This is a genomic window from Niallia circulans (genome assembly GCF_007273535.1).
Classification (GTDB): Bacteria; Bacillota; Bacilli; order Bacillales; family Cytobacillaceae; genus Niallia; species Niallia circulans_B.
The window spans coordinates 675,100-695,037 of the sequence record NZ_RIBP01000004.1; the positions used below are offsets into that span (position 1 = coordinate 675,100).

Annotated in this window: 14 protein-coding genes, 1 rRNA gene and 2 riboswitches; of the genes, 2 read left to right on the forward strand and 13 right to left on the reverse strand. The window is 40.2% G+C overall.

Translation table 11 applies throughout. The features are described 5' to 3' along the window. Nucleotides 1-68: 68 nt before the first annotated feature. The 13 genes from CEQ21_RS11240 to CEQ21_RS11300 form a co-directional block, all read right to left on the reverse strand. Nucleotides 69-1,618: ribosomal RNA gene (locus CEQ21_RS11240) — 16S ribosomal RNA — on the reverse strand. Nucleotides 1,619-1,963: 345 nt separating this feature from the next. Beyond that, complete coding sequence (gene ptsG / locus CEQ21_RS11245; protein ID WP_185764676.1) at nt 1,964-4,027, reverse strand: glucose-specific PTS transporter subunit IIBC; 2,064 nt, start codon at nt 4,025-4,027, stop codon at nt 1,964-1,966. Between the two features lie 182 nt (nt 4,028-4,209). Next, nucleotides 4,210-5,052 carry a glucose PTS transporter transcription antiterminator GlcT gene (gene glcT / locus CEQ21_RS11250; RefSeq protein WP_144458437.1) on the reverse strand — a complete coding sequence of 281 codons (843 nt, stop codon included), beginning with the start codon at nt 5,050-5,052 and terminating at the stop codon, nt 4,210-4,212. A 117-nt stretch (nt 5,053-5,169) separates the two neighbouring features. Next, nucleotides 5,170-6,498: an NCS2 family permease gene (locus CEQ21_RS11255; protein WP_144458436.1), complete on the reverse strand. Its 1,329-nt coding sequence runs from the start codon at nt 6,496-6,498 to the stop codon at nt 5,170-5,172. Between the two features lie 131 nt (nt 6,499-6,629). After that, nucleotides 6,630-6,732, reverse strand: a riboswitch (purine riboswitch). Between the two features lie 282 nt (nt 6,733-7,014). Further along, the gene (locus CEQ21_RS11260; protein ID WP_185764677.1) at nt 7,015-7,284 is read right to left on the reverse strand and encodes a hypothetical protein; all 270 of its coding nucleotides are present in this window, start codon (nt 7,282-7,284) and stop codon (nt 7,015-7,017) included. Next, complete coding sequence (locus CEQ21_RS11265; RefSeq protein ID WP_185764678.1) at nt 7,226-7,723, reverse strand: hypothetical protein; 498 nt, start codon at nt 7,721-7,723, stop codon at nt 7,226-7,228. Before CEQ21_RS11265 ends, CEQ21_RS11260 begins: the two co-directional genes overlap by 59 nt. Nucleotides 7,724-7,736: 13 nt before the next feature. After that, the gene (locus CEQ21_RS27475; protein WP_419181614.1) at nt 7,737-7,889 is read right to left on the reverse strand and encodes a matrixin family metalloprotease; all 153 of its coding nucleotides are present in this window, start codon (nt 7,887-7,889) and stop codon (nt 7,737-7,739) included. 177 nt (nt 7,890-8,066) lie between these two features. Continuing rightward, nucleotides 8,067-9,617: a glutamine-hydrolyzing GMP synthase gene (gene guaA, locus CEQ21_RS11275; RefSeq protein WP_185764680.1), complete on the reverse strand. Its 1,551-nt coding sequence runs from the start codon at nt 9,615-9,617 to the stop codon at nt 8,067-8,069. Between the two features lie 229 nt (nt 9,618-9,846). Continuing rightward, nucleotides 9,847-9,948: riboswitch (purine riboswitch) on the reverse strand. A gap of 510 nt (nt 9,949-10,458) precedes the next feature. Beyond that, nucleotides 10,459-12,687 (reverse strand): transglutaminaseTgpA domain-containing protein, encoded by a 2,229-nt coding sequence (locus CEQ21_RS11280; RefSeq protein WP_185764681.1) that lies wholly within the window; start codon nt 12,685-12,687, stop codon nt 10,459-10,461. After that, the gene (locus CEQ21_RS11285; RefSeq protein WP_185767236.1) at nt 12,684-13,892 is read right to left on the reverse strand and encodes a DUF58 domain-containing protein; all 1,209 of its coding nucleotides are present in this window, start codon (nt 13,890-13,892) and stop codon (nt 12,684-12,686) included. Before CEQ21_RS11285 ends, CEQ21_RS11280 begins: the two co-directional genes overlap by 4 nt. Next, nucleotides 13,892-14,851: an AAA family ATPase gene (locus CEQ21_RS11290; RefSeq protein ID WP_185764682.1), complete on the reverse strand. Its 960-nt coding sequence runs from the start codon at nt 14,849-14,851 to the stop codon at nt 13,892-13,894. Before CEQ21_RS11290 ends, CEQ21_RS11285 begins: the two co-directional genes overlap by 1 nt. 112 nt (nt 14,852-14,963) lie before the next feature. After that, complete coding sequence (locus tag CEQ21_RS11295; RefSeq protein WP_185764683.1) at nt 14,964-16,406, reverse strand: TerD family protein; 1,443 nt, start codon at nt 16,404-16,406, stop codon at nt 14,964-14,966. Nucleotides 16,407-16,616: 210 nt separating this feature from the next. Next, the gene (locus CEQ21_RS11300; protein WP_185764684.1) at nt 16,617-18,512 is read right to left on the reverse strand and encodes a putative bifunctional diguanylate cyclase/phosphodiesterase; all 1,896 of its coding nucleotides are present in this window, start codon (nt 18,510-18,512) and stop codon (nt 16,617-16,619) included. 265 nt (nt 18,513-18,777) lie between these two features. Between CEQ21_RS11300 and CEQ21_RS11305 the strand changes: the two genes are divergently transcribed. Then, entirely contained in the window at nt 18,778-18,957 is a 180-nt protein-coding gene (locus CEQ21_RS11305) for a hypothetical protein (protein ID WP_185764685.1), read from the forward strand. 113 nt (nt 18,958-19,070) lie between these two features. Then, nucleotides 19,071-19,910: a manganese catalase gene (locus CEQ21_RS11310; RefSeq protein ID WP_185764686.1), complete on the forward strand. Its 840-nt coding sequence runs from the start codon at nt 19,071-19,073 to the stop codon at nt 19,908-19,910. Nucleotides 19,911-19,938: the final 28 nt, after the last annotated feature.

The window sequence follows — 19,938 nt, forward strand, 5'->3', positions numbered from 1 at the left end:
ATTGCTCCCTCAAAACTGAACAACAAACTATCAACAATCTATGAATGGAATAAATCCATTTTCCTTAGAAAGGAGGTGATCCAGCCGCACCTTCCGATACGGCTACCTTGTTACGACTTCACCCCAATCATCTATCCCACCTTAGGCGGCTGGCTCCCAAAAGGGTTACCCCACCGACTTCGGGTGTTACAAACTCTCGTGGTGTGACGGGCGGTGTGTACAAGGCCCGGGAACGTATTCACCGCGGCATGCTGATCCGCGATTACTAGCGATTCCAGCTTCATGTAGGCGAGTTGCAGCCTACAATCCGAACTGAGAATGGTTTTATGGGATTGGCTCGACCTCGCGGTTTTGCTGCCCTTTGTACCATCCATTGTAGCACGTGTGTAGCCCAGGTCATAAGGGGCATGATGATTTGACGTCATCCCCACCTTCCTCCGGTTTGTCACCGGCAGTCACCTTAGAGTGCCCAACTGAATGCTGGCAACTAAGATCAAGGGTTGCGCTCGTTGCGGGACTTAACCCAACATCTCACGACACGAGCTGACGACAACCATGCACCACCTGTCATCCTGTCCCCCGAAGGGGAACGTCCTATCTCTAGGATTGTCAGGAGATGTCAAGACCTGGTAAGGTTCTTCGCGTTGCTTCGAATTAAACCACATGCTCCACCGCTTGTGCGGGCCCCCGTCAATTCCTTTGAGTTTCAGCCTTGCGGCCGTACTCCCCAGGCGGAGTGCTTAATGCGTTTGCTGCAGCACTAAAGGGCGGAAACCCTCTAACACTTAGCACTCATCGTTTACGGCGTGGACTACCAGGGTATCTAATCCTGTTTGCTCCCCACGCTTTCGCGCCTCAGCGTCAGTTACAGACCAAAGAGTCGCCTTCGCCACTGGTGTTCCTCCACATCTCTACGCATTTCACCGCTACACGTGGAATTCCACTCTTCTCTTCTGCACTCAAGTCCCCCAGTTTCCAATGACCCTCCACGGTTGAGCCGTGGGCTTTCACATCAGACTTAAAGGACCGCCTGCGCGCGCTTTACGCCCAATAATTCCGGACAACGCTTGCCACCTACGTATTACCGCGGCTGCTGGCACGTAGTTAGCCGTGGCTTTCTGGTTAGGTACCGTCAAGGTACGAGCAGTTACTCTCGTACTTGTTCTTCCCTAACAACAGAGTTTTACGATCCGAAAACCTTCATCACTCACGCGGCGTTGCTCCGTCAGACTTTCGTCCATTGCGGAAGATTCCCTACTGCTGCCTCCCGTAGGAGTCTGGGCCGTGTCTCAGTCCCAGTGTGGCCGATCACCCTCTCAGGTCGGCTACGCATCGTCGCCTTGGTGAGCCGTTACCTCACCAACTAGCTAATGCGCCGCGGGCCCATCTGTAAGTGACAGCGTAAACCGTCTTTCAGCTTTCCTACATGAGTAGAAAAGGATTATCCGGTATTAGCTCCGGTTTCCCGAAGTTATCCCAGTCTTACAGGCAGGTTGCCCACGTGTTACTCACCCGTCCGCCGCTAACTTAAAAAGCAAGCTTTTTAAGTCCGCTCGACTTGCATGTATTAGGCACGCCGCCAGCGTTCGTCCTGAGCCAGGATCAAACTCTCCGATAAAGAGTAAGATTAGCTCATTGCTAAACTCTAGCTTTTTGTTACTTGTTTTTGTTTCTATAACGAAGTTATAAAAACGATTATTGTTGACGTTTGTTTGTTCAGTTTTCAAAGAGCAATTTTTACAATCACTGTTAGAAGTGACTTTTTAAATAATAACAGCACTTTCCATTAAAGTCAATATTTTATTTTAATAAAATAAAAACGCTTCAATTAGGCTGTTTTCATATAATATCACCTTAGTTTCTATAAGTCAACAAATACTTCAAAAAAAATAATACCAAATCACTTTCTTCTATTATATATAAAAAGTGAGCCTGGCTTATAAAAGCCAGGCTCACTAATAGCTTATTTCACGATAGAAATAATTTCTTCTTCTTTTAAGTCAACATTGCCTGGTTTGTTAATCTGTACAGATTCACCTTCAGCTAAATTAGTAAAGATGATTGGCGTTATTGTTGAAGTTGCGTTTTCTTTAATGTAATCCAAGTCTACTTTCAATAGAGGCTGACCTTTTTTAACAACGTCATTTTCCCCTATTAGAGTTTCGAACCCTTCCCCTTTCAGTTTCACTGTATCAATACCGAAGTGGATAAGGATTTCACGGCCTGAATCTGCCATGATGCCGATTGCGTGTTTAGTCGGGAACAGGTTTACGATTTTTCCATCAACAGGAGATACAACTGTACCTTCAGATGGAATAACTGCGAAACCATCACCCATCATTTTTCCAGCAAAAACCGGATCTGGAACTTCTGTGATTGGCACCAATTGTCCTTTAATAGGTGAAACTAGTGAATCATCACCATCAAAATCACCTTTAAGGGCATTTGGATTTACGTCTTCAATTTGTTGCTGTACTTCTTTATCCATAGAAGGCGTTGCAGCCGGACGTGGTCTTTTACCACTCATAATATCTCTCATTTGCCCTTTAATTGTTTCAGAGCGAGGACCAAAGATTGCTTGAATGTTGTTGCCGACTTCTAAGACTCCAGCAGCACCAAGCTTTTTCAAACGATCTTTATCAACATCTTTAATATCATTAACTGATACACGAAGTCTTGTAATACATGCATCAAGGTGAGCGATGTTTTCTTGTCCACCCATAGCTTCTAACACTTCGTACGGAAGGTCGCTAGTTGCTCCCCCTGTTGTTTCTTCTTCTTGTGTTTCATCTTCACGTCCAGGAGTTTTCAAGTTAAACTTACGGATCGCGAAACGGAAACCGAAGTAGTAGATAAGTGCAAACACTAAACCAACTGGAATAATAATCCAAGCGTTTGTTTGTGGGTTGATTAATCCGAATAGTACATAGTCAATCAAACCACCAGAGAAAGTCATACCAACCTTAACATTCAATAGTTGCATTGTCATGAATGATAGACCTGCAAATACTGCGTGAATACCGAAAAGAACTGGTGCAACGAATAAGAATGAGAATTCTAATGGCTCAGTAATACCTGTTAAGAAAGAAGTCAATGCAGCTGATGCCATTAAACCACCAACAACCGCTTTTCTTTCTGGGCGAGCTTCATGATAAATCGCAAGAGCAGCAGCTGGTAAACCGAACATCATGAATGGGAATTTACCTGTCATGAAAGTACCAGCAGTCAAGTTTTGTACACCGTCTTTAATTTCTGCCATAAAGATACGTTGGTCACCACGTACTACATCACCTGCAGCAGTTGTGTATTGTCCAAATTCATACCAGAATGGAGAATAGAAGATATGGTGAAGACCAAATGGAATCAATGAACGTTCAATGATACCAAAGATAAGTGCTGAAACAGTTAAGTTTGCATTAACCATGTTTTGTGAGAAGGCATTAAGACCTGATTGAATTGGCGGCCAGATTAATACCATTAGCAAACCAAGGATAACTGCAGATGCCGCTGTAATAATCGGCACAAAACGTTTACCAGCAAAGAATCCTAAATATGATGGCAATTCAATTTCATAAAATTTATTGTAAAGCATGGAAGCAAGTATACCGACGATAATACCACCGAACACCCCAGTTTGAAGTGTTGGAATACCAAGTACGTTAGCAATATCGATACCGTTAACAGATTCAGCTGTATAGCCTTTAACAGTACCCATTGTTACGTTCATGATCAAGTAACCAATAATAGCAGCAAGCCCGGCAACACCTTCACCACCAGATAATCCTACTGCAACACCAACTGCAAACAACAGCGGCAGGTTGCTGAATACGATATTACCCGCATTTTCCATAACGGATGCTACCATAGATACTCCACTATTATCTAAAAACGGAGCAATGTCTAACAACGCTTCATTGTGAAGCGCATTACCTAGCGCAAGTAAAATACCAGCAGCTGGCAATAATGCAACCGGAAGCATAAGTGCTTTTCCGACTTTTTGCAAAACACCGAAAATCTGTTTAAACATTTTGTTCCCCCTACTTTCTTTAATTTCCTTAGCCCATAAAACGTTATCATAAAAACAAAAAAGGCATGAATAAAAAAGTAACTGAAAAAGTTATTCAGGGTTAGATTCCCCTAAAAAACTCTTATCAATCATCTTTTTCACTCATGCCTGATCGAATCAGTAACACGTTTATAAGATAATAACTATTTAACCTTCTTTTGAAGACGCTGCAAATGCATTGTTAAATACACCGCTTCCGCATCAAATACTGGTTTTCTTAATGTTTGTTGCATAACCTTAATGAGCTTCCATGAGAGATTATAGCACAGTGGATATTCGGCTTTCAATAGGGAAGTTATTTTTTCTGGCTCATCTACTTTTTCCCCGTGATGAACTCTTTCAATTGTAAACCGGAGATGGCGCACCAGTCTCATATAATCTATGCTGTCCTTATCAATTTGCACATCAAGCTGTTCCTCAATTAAATTAACTAAGTGTGTCACCAACTGGGAATGCTGATTAACCTCCGATAGATTTCTATTCATCATCGCACTGTGAATATGCAGAGCGATGAAACCGATTTCACCTACTGGTAAACTAATCTCTGTCTGTTCACCAATAAGCTTCACCACATCCTCGGCAATCTTGTATTCATATGGATAAAGCGCCTTCGTTTCAATTAAAAACGGATTATTCAACACTAGCCCATTCGACAGTCTCGAAACTGCAAACATGATATGATCTGTTAATGCAACATGTATATGCTCATTAAGCTTTGTATTTGTTTTGCTTTTAATAAGCTCAATCGAGGAGATAATAACGTCTAGCAAATCGTTGTCTACTTGAGGAAGGAGTTTCAGGTAGTTCATCTGTTCCTTCTCATTTCGAAGTACAAACAGTTTCTCAACTACATCTGCATCAATAGTATCACCGTTTTTCCGATTGAAGCCTATCCCTTTTCCAATAAGCACAACTTCTCCATATGAAGGATGCTCACCAATTAGCACATTATTATTAAGCGCTTTTTTTACTAGCAAATTCGGCATGTCTTTTTCCTCACTTCGAAAGACTTCTAGGTAATTCAATGTTATTAAAGTAAAACTTGTAAGTCAACGAAAAAATACAAAAGGCTGCTAAAAATAGCAGCCTTAAAAATGAATATCCTATTGCAAGAATACGAAGTATAGCGCAAAGATTGCAAAGAAAATGTACATAATCGGGTTGATTTCTTTTCTACGGCCACTCAAAAGCATTGTGATTGGGTAGAAAATGAATCCAACGGCAATACCTGTCGCAATGCTGTATGTTAATGGCATTGATACGACTACTAAGAAAGAAGGCACTGCGATTTCAAACTTAGTCCAATCAATTTTTCCTAATGAAGAAACCATCAAGATTCCTACTACAACAAGTGCTGGTGTAGTGACAGCTGATGTTACGACCTCCAACAATGGGAAGAAGAACAAGGAAAGCAAGAAGAATCCTGCTGTAACAATAGATGCAAATCCTGAACGAGCCCCTGCTGCAACACCAGCAGATGATTCAACAAAAGAAGTTGTTGTTGATGTACCGAAGATAGAACCTACCATAGAAGCGATAGAATCTGCAAACAACGCTTTACCTGCTCTTGGCAATTTATTGTCTTTCATTAGTCCTGCTTGGTTTGCTACAGCTACCAATGTACCTGCATTATCAAAGAAATCTACGAATAAGAAAGTCAAAATAACAACAAGCATGCTTTGTGTGTAGAAAGCTCCGTCTCCGAAAGCAGAGAACAATTTACCAAATGTCGGCTCTAAGCTTGGTACTGCTGAGACAACACCTGATGGAGCATCAATAACACCAAAAATCATCCCTACAACGGCAGTGATAACCATTCCGTAGAATACACCGCCATGAATCTTCCTAACCATTAGAATGATTGTTACGAAAATCCCGAAGATTGCAAGTAATGTGCTAGGCTGTGATAAATCACCAATATGAACCAATGTTGCAGGATTGTCGATGATAATATCAGCGTTTTGCAATCCAATGAATGTAATAAACAAACCGATTCCCGCACCAACTGCGAGCTTTAATTCAACTGGTATTGCATTTATTAATTTTTCACGAAGCCCAGTAATCGTTAACAGCAGGAAGAAGAAGCTTGAAATAAAGACTGCTGCCAATGCGTATTCCCAAGGCTCACCTTGTGTTAAAACAACTGTATAAGCAAAAAATGCATTTAACCCTAAACCAGGTGCAAGTGCGATTGGATAATTAGCAAACAGCCCCATAATAAGTGAACCGATTGCTGCTGCCAATGCTGTTGCTACGAATACAGCACCATAGTCCATTCGAAGTGCTGCCGGCAGGTCCGCTACATCGCCTAAAGTCAATGTAAATGGGTTAACCGCCAAAATATATGCCATTGCTAGGAAAGTAGTGAATCCACCGACAAATTCCTTACGGTAGTTCGTTCCTAGTTCCTCAAATTTAAAAAACTTTTTCATTCTTTTTTCCCCTTTCATGTTCCAACTCTATAAGAACAAAAAAACACTCCATTATCGTAGGAGCGTTGACTAGGGTTTGTGAAATATAACAGGGATTAGATAAAAAAGAAAAAGAGTTCTATTGCGTATCCCTTTATATACACTTACCTCGTAGTCAAGCTATTTACGGTAGCTCGGTAGAAACTTTTGGGCCATATCCCCCATAATTATACGAGTATTTCTTTAGTTGCAAACTTAGTTTATCAGCACGGTAGCTTTTCGTCAATACAAAATACGAACATTAAGTGGATATTTTTTTGTAAACGTTCGCTTGTTTTTCGGGTGCTAATGTTCGTGTTCTCTTATACATTTTGGTATTTTATCCTAAGATATATCCACTTGTAAAGATACAATAAAAAAAAACAGGATTAAAAATGTACATAATTCTATCTTAAAATGCCGAGACACTTACATATATCTTTATTGTAATTTCGGTGTGCTCTTTCATCTTTTATTCTTATTCAAACAAAAAAGCCGCTATATGTCCTTCCACATTTTCGCGGCTTTATTAAACAATATATTTATTGTTTCTTTATTATGCTTAATTAAATCACGATATTCCTCATTTATTGCCTGTGTATTTTTATTTATCGTAATAGAGTGCATCTCATTCTTTTCATCTACAAGCTGCAATCCATATTCTGTTTTACCGAAAAAAGATGGCCAAATTAACAGCGCATATTTCTTATCATCTGTTGTAACCCCTAAATTCCCTGTGAATGATAAGGAATCGGGATATTTTTTCATCTCCACCCACATCATGTTGGACATATAAACCGCCAGTTTGTACTACTTTTATAGTATCTCCAATTACAAAATCTTCTTCAGTTTTACCAATGATATCAATAATCTTTACTTTTGAAATTGTAAAGGGAATATCATCATAGGTAACATATTCATTAGAAATAACTTGTCCTTCAATATTTAAGTCAGAACGTTGATCCAATTGTTCGACAGATTCAAAACTATCAACCATTGAAGCTTCGGCAGAGCTTACTTGATAGCCATCTTCATTTGTAATATCTATTCTAGTTGATCTAGGTTCTCTTTTTTTGAAACTAAGATTAGATTTTTCGCTTTGCTCTGCTTTAATATCTTTATCTTCTCTTATATCAGTTGCTTGATTACTAGAACAAGCTGTAACACCTAAAAGAAAAAAAGATGAGATTATTAACCATTTTTTCATATTGATACTCTCTTTATTTATATAGTTTTGTTATCGTATTCAGTTCATCTTTAGTAGGTCCAATAGCTCTAGGGAAGGCACCTCTCATCAATACTTTTCCAGCATTAGCACTTGTGCTAGTCATATGCGCCAATCCTAAAACGTGTCCAAATTCATGTGAAAAAATTTGCTCAGTTCGTTAAAGTACACCCTATTAGGACTCACGCACTCCGCCACTCTCACGCTTCATTATTAATTATTTCTCTTGAATCATGAGTAAATCAATATAAAATCATTTAGATTGGTTGCAGATGAATATAAAAAGAGCTAGAAGCCCTTACAAAGGATTTCTAGCTCTTTACTCTTATTCCCACTCAATAGTTGCTGGTGGCTTACTTGTAATATCATAAACGACGCGGTTAACATGATCCACTTCGTTAACGATTCTTGTTGAAATGACTTCAAGCACTTCCCATGGGATACGCGCCCAGTCAGATGTCATACCATCGATAGATGTAACTGCACGGATACCGATTGTGTAATCGTATGTGCGTGCGTCGCCCATTACACCAACGCTGCGGATGTCAGGCAGCACTGTGAAGTATTGCCAAATATCGCGGTCTAGGCCTGCTTTTTTAATTTCTTCACGCAGGATATAGTCAGATTCACGAACGATTTCCAGCTTATCTTCGCTGATTGCCCCTAATACACGGATACCAAGACCAGGACCTGGGAATGGCTGTCTCCAAACGATTTCATCAGCTATACCAAGCTCTGAACCTAATGCTCTTACTTCATCCTTAAACAATGTGTTCAATGGCTCGATTAATTGGAACTGCATATCTTCTGGAAGACCGCCAACATTGTGGTGGGACTTGATAGTTTGCGCAGTTGCTGTACCACTTTCGATAATATCTGTGTAAAGTGTTCCTTGTGCAAGGAAGTCGATTCCTTCTAGCTTGCTTGCTTCATCATCGAATACGTAAATGAACTCGTTACCGATGATTTTACGTTTTTTCTCTGGATCGCTGACACCTTCTAGTTTAGACATGAAACGTTCTTTAGCATCCACTTTGATTACGTTCATATGGAAGCCTTCTGTGAAAGTCTTCATAACACTTTCTGCTTCACCTTTACGCAATAGACCGTGGTCAACGAAGATACATGTCAATTGATCGCCGATTGCTTTATGGATAAGAACAGCAACTACAGAAGAATCTACTCCGCCGCTAAGTGCGCAAAGAACTTTTTTGTCTCCAACTGTTTGACGGATTTTCTCCATTTCGATTTCAATGAAGTTTTCCATAGACCAGTCACCTTTACATCCACAAACACCGAAAACAAAGTTTTTCAGCAGTTCATTTCCGTATACGGAATGGCGTACTTCTGGATGGAATTGTACTGCATAAAGACCTTTTTCCTCATTGCTCATAGAAGCAATTGGGCAAGAAGGGTTAATTGCGTCAACTGTAAATCCTTCAGGCTGCTCGACAACAAGATCACCATGGCTCATCCACACAATTTGCTCACTTGGCAAATCAGAGAAAAGCTTTGTGCTGTTTTCAATTTTGATTTCTGCTTTACCGTATTCACGATGCTTCGCTTTTTCCACTTTACCGCCGAAATGCTTTGTCATCAACTGCATACCGTAGCAAATACCGAAGATAGGTAAACCAAGTTCAAAAATACGTTCGTCACAGCCAAATGCATTCTCATCATAAACACTGTTTGGTCCACCAGAGAAGATAATTCCCGCTGGATTCAATGCTTTAATTTCCTCTGCTGTGATTGTATGTGGGTGAAGCTCACTGTAAACGCCAAATTCCCTAATTCTTCTTGTGATTAATTGATTATACTGACTGCCGAAATCAAGAACGACAATCATTTGTTGGTCTTGAATGCTTGTTTTCCCCATATTATTCACCTCATTAATCTATTAAAAAGCTTATTGTTACTATTTTTTCTAATTTTTGCTTATTCATGCTATAAATTGAGTGGCAATCGCAAAAAACGTTAAAAAACTACTTTATAGCTGCAAAAAAGGATTTCTTCATATAAAAAAGACTAGAATTCGGCCTCAAATAAAAACGAAGGCAGATTTCTAGTCTTTAACTATTACAATGGTTTTCACACACCATATAAAAATAAGACCCATCTGCCTTCATAGTCGGATCCTTTAGGGTGACCCGGTAGAGACTCTCGAACCATATCATCGAGGATATATGAAGGAAATTTATTAGTTTAGAACATTGTAACAACATGTCGAATTGCTGGTCAAGATGTTGTTGTTTTGATTAAATTTTCACACAATTCACCAAACCCCTTTATTCCTTATACTGTAGCACCTTTTATACAAATTTCTTTAATTTGAAATTAGCCTTTGAAAGGTGACTTAACCAACATTTTTAAATACAAATCAGAATATAGGCAATCCTGTGAACTTTATTGTGTAAACACTCTCATTAACAGGCAAGAAAGAACCGGAACCTTTCCTTTATCGACTACTATGTTAGTTTGGGGAATTCCTTTGAAAAGGCTGGCACAAAAATGAGAATTTTAAAAACATCCTTAGATAATCCTCAGGATTACATGGAATTCCCTATAAAGGAGGGCAAAAAGTTAAGCAGACTATTTTCCAAGGAATCTTTAACTCCAACTCACAATAGTTTTGCGGTCAATCCAAAATTAGCTGAATGAAGTCTATTAAAAAAGGAAGGGAACACCATCCATTACGATGTGTTCCCTTCCTTTTTACATTAAGCTGCTGTCTTTCTGACCAGCCTTTCCCATAATGCTTTTAACTCACTCCAGTCCATATCCTGTCGCCTGCCTTTATACAGTAATTCCTCGTATTTAGCAGTCAGTACAGCCATATCACTTGAGTCTAATACATGGTCAATGTATTTGGCATATTCGCGTAATGTCATGTTCTCTTGTTTGCCCCAGCCTGAGAGCTTTAGCAACTTGAGTAGAGTTAAGTAAGCTGCTTCAAAATCAGTACTATTTTTTCCTCTTTTAAATTTCCATAGATAGTAATAAGGAAGCCATTTATGTCTTTTCCAGAACAGCAACCAGCTTATCGCTAACAGGAAGGCAGCGAAGCCAGCTATCCATTGCCACTTATCTGCAGCAAAGGCTTTGAATGCACTCCACCACTTGCCAAAGGAGAATTGCTCGGACTGATCTGATGCAGTTGTTTCCTGTTGAGGAGTTTGGTCTGCTTCGGTTTGCTCCTGTTCCTCCTGCTGTGGTTGGTCTGTTTCCTCGGTATCTGTGTCGGCTTCATTTCTGACGTCATTCACAAATGTGTTTTCGTTTGAAAATCCTTGTGTTGGCTCGAAGGTTACCCAGCCAGTTCCAGGAAAATATGCCTCTACCCAGGAATGGGCATTATTATTTGTTACATCATATTCACTTATGTTGTTCTCCTGTTGGATAAGCTCTCCTTCGGTGAATCCTTTTACCCATCTTGCAGGTATATCGAGAGCACGGAGCATAACGACCATAGATGTTGAATAGTTGTCGCAATAACCTATCTTTGTTTCAAATAGAAATTGGTCAACATAATCCTCATCATCCGCTGGTATTGCAACATCGCTTTGGCTGTAGACAAAGCCGTTGGCAGAAAAATAATTCTCAATCGCTCTTGCTTTAGCAAAAACATTCTCTTCATCCTGTGTAATTTCATTTGCTAAATCAATTACCCTCTGTGGAAGGTTTTCCGGCAGCTGCGTATATCTTGCTGCAAACTCTTGATTTCCCCGTAAATATCCTTCCATATCAGCATTTGTCAATGCATCTAAGCTGTACTCAGGCTCGTCATATGTAACGGAATAAGAATTAACTGGATAATCGAAGGAAATTCGTTCATTTCCAGTTTCGACTATCATCATTGCATCCATTGTTGAAATTGCTCCTTTTGCACCTAATGGATACAGCAAATAATCGAATGGCTCTACAAATTGAACCTTACTTTCCTTTTCTTCTGTTGCCACACTGTCTCCACTTTCAAATGCGACAAACGGAATATCTCCCGCCCCTTCGATTCTTTGAAAATCTTGCCCATTCATTTCGACCGCTGCTTCTGATTGAACCCAGCCCTTGCCTGTATAACTATCTTTCGTCTCTACTTTCCAATAATGGGGAGATTGTACCTCTGTTTGAAACACGACTGTATCGTCAGGCAAAAAGTCTCCTCCAAGTCTTGAATCATCAACACCGTAACCAACTCGATGTGGTCCGGTGCCGGTGCCTTCCCCTCCGCCTTTGTCACCAATTGTTTGGATGAATGGAACAGGGTCTGGCCATAAAGGGTCTGCTTTCGGTGCAGCAAATGCAATCGCCGTACTCGCAAAAACAAATAATAGTAGTGGTGCAATCCACTTCAAGGCGAGAAACTTGCTGCCTGTAATATTCTCCTTGTCTCGCATCCGGTAGAATGTCAGCATCCCCATTGCTGTAAACCCAATAATTGTTGTCCTTATAATTGCTGCATATGCATTATAGGGAGTAAATGTATCAAGAACTGTTATATAAACCATCGTCAATAAGAAGAAAGTGAAAATTCTTCTCCGCTTAATTAGCCAATAGTCTATTAAATAAGACATTAACCACAGCAATATAAAAAAGAGTAAACTCTTAAACATATCAGTCAAATCAGGCCAATTCGTATCAAATAAAATAGCGATATTATCGATCATTTCCGCCATAAATGGCCCAATCCAGCTAAAGGTTAAAAAGGAATTTTCATAGTATAAATATTGTAAAATAAAAATTATATATCCTAGTTTAATTAACCCACTCAAAATGGGAGCAAAGCGCAAATAGGCCATAGCAAGTGAGAGAATTAAGAATAAGATAAACACGAGGATATTCCCTGTATTTGTTAATTGCTCCATCGGCCGGAGCCATTCCCATATTAGAAAAAAACCAAGAACATACAGCATGAAATTAGATATTGCTGTATGTAACCTATTAGAACTCAACTAGTTGCCACCTCCAAAAATGCCTCTTTAAATCTCCCTTTTGACACTGGGATGACGATTATACCTCTTGATGACGCCCCAGCTTTTAAGCTTCTTTCCTGCTGTGTCATACTCTCATTTGCTTCCTTGACGAGAAATACAACAACTTGCTGACGTTTATTTGCAAGATAGCTTGTCTTTTCAATGAGTTGCTTCGTTAAGTTCGTGGTAGTAATCAATAAAGTTGCCTGCTGCTGCAGTGTGGACATTTCATTATCGAGCACATTCGCCAAAGTAAGCGGTGATTCATCCTCACACTTTGCTAAATGATGAAACAGAAGGCTTCGTTGACCTTCCCCTCCTCTTATCGGAAAAGAGGTGCGTTCCTTTTCTACCGTCAGCAAGCCTACTTGGGCACCCTTGCGGATAATTCCTCTTATTAAAGAAGCAGTAAAAGATACAAGTGACTCAAATCCATTACTCTTTTCACAATCAAGCACTACAAGAATGTCATGGGATTGCTTCTGTTCAAACTCCTTTGTCATAAATGAATCTCTTTTGGCACTTGCCTTCCAATTAATCCAAGAAAACCTGTCACCAGTCTGGTATTCTCGAATCCCAACTGCCATTGTCGTATCCCGTTGAACTCGCTCCTTTGAAACTGTTGCTCCTTGGTCATAATGAGTTGAGAAAGGCTTATAAGAAAGCTCCTCGTAAACTGGATAAACAATAATCCGACTAGGGACAGCAATGGCAGCTTCCTTTTCCATCAATCCTAGTGGATCTCCTGTTTTAACAGATACCTTATTAAACAAATGCTCACCTCTTGGAAGGGCATCCACTTGGTAAGTAAAGATAATCCGCTTTTTGAACCCTGGGAAAATTAATACTTTACCGGAAGCCTTCTCCTTTAATGGAGCACTGAATTTATCTTCTACTAACAGGTAGAACAGTGGAAACATCGATTTTCTTGTCAGCTCTAGTTCGACTGTCATTGATTCCATTGCATTGTATTCATGCTTCGCAATTTTCCTTACTGCCTTCCACTCCTTTAATGGATACATTGCAAGCAGCGCACCATATATGGCAAACGGGAGAAAGCTGTAAAATAAAAACCAGCTGACAAATCCGCCTTGAAACATGGCGTAAGCAAATGCGGCTCCTGCTAATAAAAACAAAACGAGAAGCTTCCAAATGCTAAGCATTCTTCTTAATAATGTTTTCATCAAGAACCGAGCCTTCTAACCGGAACTTGTACTGTAGCGATAATCTCATCCATAATATCCTCTGCCGTAATTCCATCGAATTTAGCTTCTGATTTCAAGATAATTCTATGGGAAAAGACAGCCTTAACAAGGTATTGGACATCATCAGGAATAACATAATCCCTGCCTTGCACAAATGCATAGCTTTGAACTGCCCTCATTAAAGCAATGGAACCGCGGGGGCTTGCACCTAAATACACATTTGGATGTGTTCTAGTTTCAGCTGCAAGGTCAACAATATATTTTTTTATCGTGGCATCAACGTATATCTTTTTCACTTCAGCTTGGAGCATAATAAGCTCTTCTAATGTAACAACACTGCTAAGCTCTTCAATCGGAGCGGATGTCTGCACTCTAGTAAGTACATCCATCTCTTCCTCATGTGTTGGGTAGCCCATTTTCATTTTCAGCAGAAAACGGTCTAATTGTGCTTCTGGAAGAGGGTATGTCCCCTCATATTCGATTGGGTTTTGAGTGGCCATAACAAAGAACGGCTTTTTCAATTGATGTGTAACACCATCAATCGTCACACTGCTTTCCTCCATAGCCTCTAATAAAGCGGATTGGGTTTTCGGTGAGGTTCTGTTAATTTCATCTGCCAGAATGATATTTCCTAAAATCGGTCCAGGCAGAAACTGAAATTCCATTTCTTTCGGATTGTAAATAGATACACCTGTCACATCAGATGGAAGTAAATCGGGGGTAAATTGAATTCTGCGGAAGTTTGCCCCGACTGATTTAGCTAAGGAACGAACCATCATTGTTTTTCCTACTCCGGGAACATCCTCAAGCAAAACATGCCCTTGTGCTAACAAGGCAATTAAGCTAAGCTCTGCAACATCTCGCTTACCTATCATTACCTTTTCTATATTTTCAATGATGCTGTTTACCTTGCTATTAGTTTCTCTTGTAATCGTCATGCTTCTCCTCCTATAAAAAAGTTCCATGCAACCGAAATAGTTTATAAATGCCAGAATGGACAACCACGACTTCTCCATGGCCGTCCATTCATTGAATACTTTTATCTATACCTTATGATAGGAACTCGTTCGGATTAAGGCCAAGCTCCTGACAAATCTCTGCGACCGTTTGTTTTTCTCTTTGGTCGAAGTGCCCGTCAGCATAACCGATGGAAATACAGTATCTTGCCACAAGTCTTGCAACCTCCGGCTTTGAACGAACCTTTCCTAATGCTCTGAAGGCTTCTGCTCTGCCGACTATTTGATCATATTCTATTCTTCTAACAAAATGATTGAATTGCTGCTGGACCTTGTTTATATCAAATACCCGCAGTTCCTCGCTTTGATGGATAAATTCCATCATCTTCCGTTCTTCAGCAGGATCAAGCCTGCCGTCTGCCATGCTGACAAGGGCACAGGACGCAACAACTGCATCAAGAACATCAGGACTTTTAAAGCGCATGAACAGCTCCTTTGCTCGCTGTTTTTGCTGCCTGCCCCACTCTGCATAGTCTGTATTGGATGGTGACCAATTGTTTCCACAGCTATTGCAAGTGAACTTCAGCTGATTTTTGCCGATAAATCCTCCCAGCAAACCAATTGGACCAAGTATTAAGCCGCCAATTGCCGCTTTTCCCAAGCCAAATCCCTTTTCACCTGTTCTAACATTTGTGCTGCTGCATCTAGGACAGACGATATTATCATCACCATAAGCTCCTGTTGGTGGCTGGCTATGACCGTACCCTTGCTGCTGATAACCACCAACAGATGCTTGTCCATAAGCTGGCGCTGGCGGCGGACTGGAGGGAGCGAAAGAGCCTGCCCCGCTCGCTGGAAATGAACTTGAGTAGGTGTTCGTGTTATCGTAATATGGTTGATTTTGTACAGGCGGAGCAAAGCTTTGCGGCTGGGCAGCAAAAGAATTTTGTGGTGCTGGCTCATCATCAACTGTAACTCCGAAATTCCTGCATAATGCAGCAAGTCCGCCTTGAAAGCCGCTTCCGATTGCATTAAACTTCCACTCACTGTTATGGCGATATAATTCCGCAGCAACGATTGCTGTCTCTACTGTATAATCCCGGCCAAGATTAAAACGAATTAGTTCTGTTTGATTGGCTTCATTTACAATCCTTACATATGCATTTGAAACATGTCCAAAATTTTGCCCTTTTTCATAAGCATTATGTATGGTAATTGTGAAGGCAATACGCTGTATGGAAGGAGGTACTCTATTCAGGTCTATTCTTATTTGTTCATCATCTTGATGACCCATACCTGTCCTGTTATCACCGCTGTACATGACAGAACCGCCCGCTCCATTCGGGTTATTGTAAAAAATAAAATCCTGATCGCTAAGAACCTTGCTGTTGCCTCCAAGCAAAAATGCAGAAGCATCTAAATCATAATTAGCTCCCATTTGATTGATGTCCCAGCCTAACCCAACCGTTACCGTGCTTAAACCAGGATTGGACTTCGTTAAGTCCACTTTCTGGCCTTTGCTAAGCATTACGCCCATTGCTATTCCTCCTTATTTCTAAGTGCCCAATTTGTTCATAGTATTAATTTTTATTGTACATGAGTTCGCTATTATTTGGAATTTTCAAACCTGTCTATTTACGTGTCAAAGTTAAAAAGGTTCCTCTTTTTCCATACCTTTCGTTTAAAAAGCCTAATTTCCTTCTTTCGTTTGCAATATAGCAAACAAAAGGCTCTCATAATGAGAGCCTTAAATAGAGGTTGAAATCGGCGGACTCTTTAAGTATCCTTCCATCTCTTCTGCTGTAATCGGTTTGCTGAAAAAATAGCCTTGCATTTCACTACAATGTAAATCCTTAAGCTGCTTACACTGTTCAAGTGTTTCCACACCTTCAGCGGTTACATGCATTCCAAGCTTGTTTGCCATTGAAATAATTAATGCAACAATCTCTTGGTCCTTTTGCAAATCTCTTATAAAGGACTGGTCAATCTTCAACCTGTCTATTGGCATTTTCCTTAATACACTTAAAGACGAGTAGCCTGTGCCGAAATCATCAATGGCAATAGTCAGTCCGTTGCTCTTCAGCAGATTGAGCTTATCAATTGCCTCGTCCAGATAATTGGTCAGCACACTTTCTGTAATCTCCAATTGTACATCACATGGTTCAACTCCTGCCTCTTCTATTGCGAGAAGAGTGCTCTCCACAAAATCGGCTTGCTGAAATAATAATGGAGAAACATTAACGCAAATTGACATTTTAATTCCCTTTTCATTCCAGCTTCTCAACTGCCTGCTCGCTTTATTCATGACCCACTTGCTTAGTGCATTAATCGTTCCCATTTCTTCTGCAATAGGAATAAATCGTGCTGGTGAAATCAAACCAGCCTCAGGATGCTTCCAGCGCAGCAATGCCTCTACACCTAATACCTTATTTGCCACAACATCAATTTTAGGCTGATAGACTAAGAAGAAATGGTTATCAATATGTTCAATCGCCTTTCTTAGCTCATGCTGGAGGTGAAGCTTTTCAACCATAAATATCCTCATACTTTTTGTGAACAGCTGTGAATTGTTCCGTCCCTTTTCCTTGGCAAAGTACATCGCGATATCGGCATTCTTTTCAAGCGTCTCCAGCTCTTCCCCATGCTCAGGGAAAATGGCAATGCCAATGCTTAATGTAATATAAAATTGCTGGTTTTCAATATATAACGGCTCATTAAATGTCGTTATTAAATCATTGGCAATAACTACGCCCTCTTGTTCGGAATGAATGTCTGGAATCATCACAGTAAACTCATCTCCACCATATCGTGAAACAAGTCCTCGTTCCGGTATACAATTGACAATTCTTTCTGCAAGTCCCTTTAGCACCTTATCACCCATATCGTGACCAATGCTGTCATTGATTCCTTTAAAGTGATCTAAGTCGATAAATAACAATGCTAGCTTCCCCTTTTCTACACTAGCATTTAATAAAGCTTCCTCAAATGATTGGGAAAGCATCCGGCGATTTGCCAGATTTGTTAATGGGTCATAGAACGCCAGTCTCTCTAATTTCCTTTGGTATTTACGCTTCTCTGTATTATCTAAAATAGACCCCATAATCGCGGGAGCGTCATTATGTATCACACTTACTTTATGGGACAGAACAACAACGTCAAGCATAGTACCATCCTTTTTCTTAAGCTGCAGCTCTGCCCTATTATTGTAAAGGCCTACTTCATTTCCTTCTTGCAAGGGCAAAATCAGGTCAGAAAAAGGCATTTGCAGCAGTTCTTTGCTGCTGTAGCCACTTAGGTCAAGAAAGGTAGTATTAATATAAGCAAATCTTCCCTCGTGCAGGATATAAATCCCTAAAAGCGATTCCTCAACCAATGTCCTAAATTTGAATTCAGCATTTAAGCGCATTCTGTTTGATTGCTCATTTCGAATTCGCTCTCTTCTTATAAGTATGTATAGAATACCACTCGTCACACAGATGAATATCCAACCCTTTAACATTTCATAGGAAGCTAAATTGCGCAAATCGCCAGTGAAATAGGTGAGTATATAGGATGAGAACAAAACCCAGCATGCAGAAATGATCAAATAGATAAGTGGTATCCTCATGTCGGAGTTTTTATATATGTTAAATGGTTTTTTCATCTTTACTTCTCCTTTTCACGGCTTCTTTTTTGCAGATACTTATTAGTATTAACCAAGACAAGAAAAGAAATTTATGAACCGAGCAAAGATGATATTACACTGTTGTTTCTTTTTTAACAGACTCCCAAGACATATCGTCATATTGTTTTCTATCAGTAAAGAAAGAGCGCTTCTGTCATCTATCTGTCTTGTTGTGTCACTTTTATTTAATCTTCGCTTCATTGTCTTTATTGTACAATTTATATGTAAAGGAGTTGTGTTACATATGCTTTTTGGATCAGTTATTTGCGCTATCCGCAAGTACCATAAATACAGCTATTATTATAGCGGCGAATGTATAACATGCGGAAAAATCCGTAAGGAATATGAAAAAGAAAAAACCGAAAATAAACTTACGGAAGAAACCTATAAAACCGATGGGCATGAAGAGTCCATTGATAAATGATGAGCCTTGCTAAGGGGCTCGTTTTTTTTGCCAATTTTTAGCACGTCGTTTACTTCAAATAAACTAGGGGTACTTCATTAGCGTAACTGCTTAACCAAAAGGAGGAGATATATGTGTTTCGTCATCAAAAGGAATTACAATTTGAAGTAAAAGTAGACAAGCCAGATCCAATGCTCGCACGCCAAATTCAAGAGGTCCTTGGTGGACAATTCGGAGAAATGACTGTTATGATGCAATATCTTTTTCAAGGGTTTAATTGTCGTGGGAATGAAAAATATAAGGATATGCTTATGGACATCGGCACAGAGGAAATTGGCCATGTTGAAATGCTATGTTCCCTTATAAGCCAGCTGTTAGATGGCGCATCACCAGATGATCAGGCAGAAGCAGCCAAAGATCCAACGATAGCTGCTATTATGGGCGGAGTTAATCCCCAGCATCTGCTAGTAAGTGGTTTGGGAGGACTTCCGACTAACTCTAATGGAGTACCTTGGAATGGTTCTTATATCGTAGCAAGCGGAAATCTTTTGGCAGATATGCGATCAAACCTTCATGCTGAAAGCCAAGGCCGCCTTCAGGTTGCGCGACTTTACCATATGACAAAAGATGAAGGTGTCAGAGCTACTTTTAGAAAGATGCTGGCTCGTGACAGATATCATCAATATCAATGGCTTGCAGCGATCGAGGAGTTGGAAGGGAAAAACGGAGTTGTTGTACCAGCTAGCTTCCCGCCAGAAATGGAGAAAGAATCGCAGCCTGAAGCTTATGAATTCTGGAACCTCTCTGAAGGAACAGAGTCATCTGAAGGCTTATGGGCAACTGGCTCAGCAAAAGATGGTTCTGGAGACTTTGTATATGTGAAAGAGCCTGTTGCAAAAGGACAAGTACCTAAAAATAAAGTGCCAGCAGAATCGCTGCACCATGACTTAAATACAATCGACACACTCAAATAATAAATGAAAAAGCTGGCATATATTAGCC